This is a genomic window from Thioalkalivibrio sp. ALRh, from assembly GCF_000381425.1.
Taxonomy (GTDB): Bacteria; Pseudomonadota; Gammaproteobacteria; order Ectothiorhodospirales; family Ectothiorhodospiraceae; genus Thioalkalivibrio.
Map to the genome: position 1 here is coordinate 1 of NZ_KB906532.1, position 2,948 is coordinate 2,948.

The following is a 2,948-nucleotide window of genomic DNA, read 5'->3' on the forward strand; positions in this document are numbered from 1 at the left end:
CCGGATCAAAATTCCTGCGTCCCATATCGTCTCCTCGATCAGATCCCAATCATTCCACCGATCGAGGTGTCCACGAAAATTAGACCAGCACACCAGAAGGCCACCCATCCACATGCCAACACCCGCCCCTGTAGGAGCCGAGCCCCCTCGGCGATACCCACGCCCGAATACCGCACCAAACCCGCCCAACAAAAAAGGGCCCATCCCAACAGGAAAGGCCCTCTTCACACTCGACCAAGAAAACACAAACCGCTAACCACGCCCCTCAACCAGCGCCTGCGTCTCGCCATCCAGCGCTCCCCAGTGGCTGCGCAGCCGCTCCGCCAGGTCCGCCGGCTCCAGCAAAATCACCGGCATCGCCAGCTCCGCCGCCTGCTCGCGCGCCTCCGGCGCAAAGCCGGCCAGGCTCACATACATCCCGCGATCACTACCCATGCGCCCCGAGACAAAGGCCTCCAGCTCCGGCGGCTCCACCTCGCTGTCGCGATCGCGCGCCACTCCCACAATCAAGCGCGGCGCATCGTCACCGCCGCGTGCCGGGGCCACCACATACTCCTGCCACACATCGCGACCATCCGCCGGCGCATCCACCAGCACATACCCCATCCCGCGCAACAAGCCTTCAACCACACGCCCAATACTCGCGGTCCCCAACCCCGCCAGCCGATCGACCCACTCATCCATCACAACCCCTCCAGTTCACAATTCCCCGCACGCTAATCCAAACCCCATCACAAAACCACCCACCCCCTGCAAGCTTCGAAGGCTCACTCTCTTCATCTCCCACACATCAAATGCGCTGATCGCCGGGCGTTCGTCATCTCCTTTCGCTTGGAACCTGAACGCACTTATCATCGTCCGCTGTGACAACGTATATCGAAACATTCGACCAGCGGGGCCGCTCGTACAACAACGCGATGGCAGAGTTCCCTAATGCCCGTGATCAGGAACTTGCCGAGCTACTGAAAAGGCTGTCGCCCCTTGCAGGGGAAACGATCGTGGATGCCCCAGCGGGGGGTGGGTACGTTGCCGACCGGTTGAAGACCCGGGGCGCTGAAGTGGTGTGCATAGAACCCTCGTCCGAGTTTGCGACGCCGCTCGAAGCACACCATACGACGATCATCTCTCCAATCTGGGATATACCCCTTCCGGATCAAAGCGTTGACAAGGTTGCGAGCCTGGCGGGGCTGCATCACCTTTCTTCTGCGGAACGTCGCGGCTTCTTCAACGAAGCCTGGCGGGTGTTGCGGCCCGGCGGGCAGATCGTTGTCGCCGATGTTCGGACAGGATCAGCCGCTGCAGCTTTCTTGAACGGACCCGTGGATCGTTGGACCGAGACTGGCCACCGCGGCGTCTTCTTTGCCCTCGGTGAATTGCGCAACCACCTAGTTCAAGCCAAATTCCTGAACACATTCGAGACCGAAGAACACGTCACTTGGCAGTGCCCCGACTTGCCCTCCCTGGCCCGCTTTGTCCACCAGTTGTTCGGTATGGTTCGACTGCAGCCACCGGACGTTATGGGGCTCATTGTCGACCACTTGGAAGCCTACGAATCGCTCGGTGGCGCCTACATGCCATGGTCTCTCGCCTATGCTTCAGGTACCAAGCCCTCAGATCCGAGTTCCGCGTGAAGTACCTGAACCGAACCCTACTGGCGGGGATTACACTCTGGTGCTGGATTCGGTATCCCCTTCCCACATTACACACCCTCCGCCGCGCACGTCGTCTCCCTTGTGCCGGCCTGCCCGTCACCGGAAACGACAAGTTCTTCTGGCGCAAGATATTCGATCACGACCCCCGCTTTGTCATCGTCAGCGACAAACTCGCCTGCAAGGAGTGGGTAGCGGCCCGCGTCCCCGAGCTCTCCATTGCTTCGGTGCTCTGGAAGGGTACTGACCCGAGTCGCATACCGGACGCCCTTCTTCGGCACAACGCCGTATTCAAGGCGAACCATGGCTGCGGCACCAATCATCTAATTCACCAAGGCCACTACGACCGGCGCCACGTCGAGCAGCTGGGATCCCGGTGGATGTCTCAGGGTCACGGCCGACGGCATCACGAGTGGGGCTATTTCGGGATCACCCGCCAGCTATTCCTCGAAGAAATGATTGCACCCGACACAGGCGGACCGGACGAACTCAAAATCTACACCTTTGGCTCTCGTGTGGTGCGCCTCGTCCACATCAGCGGCCGCTTTCAAAACATGCGGGCGAACGTCTGGTATTTCGACCAAGCGGGACAAGCGATTCGAAGCGGGGAGCGAGCCGCAGTCGCCCCGCCATCCTCCACCCAGCCCCTGCCACCAGCCATCGATGAAGCTCTGGCGATCGCCCGAAAACTGGGACAGGAGTTCGACCACGTGCGGGTCGACCTTCTCTGGGATGGCGAACGCCTCTGGTTCGGAGAACTAACACTCTATAACCAGGCCGGACACTTTCCGGGCCGTTTGGGAACCCACAAAGACTCACCACTCACCCAACACTGGACTGTGCTCGACAGTAGCTTCTTTCGACGACAACTATCAGGCTGGCGCAACTGGTACAGACATGCGCTCCAGCGCGAGCTGACCTGAACCACCCGCAGCCTGAGCACACGTTTTCCCCCTAGCTCCGCCTATCACTAACCCCTGACAAACTCAACGCGGCCCACAAGCCCATGGCATGCCCGATCGACCCGGCCAGCTCATCCCGACCCAGCTACCCCACCACGGTCATCCCGGCCACAGCGCAGCTAAGAGCCGGGATCTCCCGCGCTGGCATTACCATCCGGCCGTGCCCCGGCCCCAACGCCGAGATCCCGGATAACCGCAACACGGTTTCCGGGAAGACGATGCCGATACCCCCTGTAGGAGCGGCCTCGGCCGCGAAGCCCCCGCCAAACTGTAGTGGTCAAGTGATTTCGGACACCTCGATCGGTGTTTCGGCTGTCCATTTTCGCTCGTAGGCGTT

3 protein-coding genes are annotated in these 2,948 nt (G+C 60.9%); 2 read left to right on the forward strand and 1 reads right to left on the reverse strand.

Translation table 11 applies throughout. The features are described 5' to 3' along the window. Positions 1-252 precede the first annotated feature (252 nt). Positions 253-684, reverse strand: a complete 432-nt coding sequence (locus F791_RS0113105; protein ID WP_018994256.1) for a restriction endonuclease — start codon at positions 682-684, stop codon at positions 253-255. A 233-nt stretch (positions 685-917) separates the two neighbouring features. Here F791_RS0113105 and F791_RS0113110 point away from each other — a divergent pair, with 233 nt between their 5' ends. Next, the gene (locus F791_RS0113110) at positions 918-1,631 is read left to right on the forward strand and encodes a class I SAM-dependent methyltransferase (RefSeq protein WP_231364693.1); all 714 of its coding nucleotides are present in this window, start codon (positions 918-920) and stop codon (positions 1,629-1,631) included. After that, complete coding sequence (locus F791_RS0113115; RefSeq protein ID WP_019592755.1) at positions 1,628-2,572, forward strand: ATP-grasp fold amidoligase family protein; 945 nt, start codon at positions 1,628-1,630, stop codon at positions 2,570-2,572. The genes F791_RS0113110 and F791_RS0113115 overlap by 4 nt, the downstream gene beginning before the upstream one ends. Positions 2,573-2,948: the final 376 nt, after the last annotated feature.

What these genes read in the sequence shown, in the direction of transcription:
- F791_RS0113105 (WP_018994256.1), bottom strand. Translation starts at nt 684, where the DNA reads ATGGATGAGTGGGTCGATCGGCTGGCGGGGTTGGGGACCGCGAGTATT.
- F791_RS0113110 (WP_231364693.1), top strand. Translation starts at nt 918, where the DNA reads ATGGCAGAGTTCCCTAATGCCCGTGATCAGGAACTTGCCGAGCTACTG.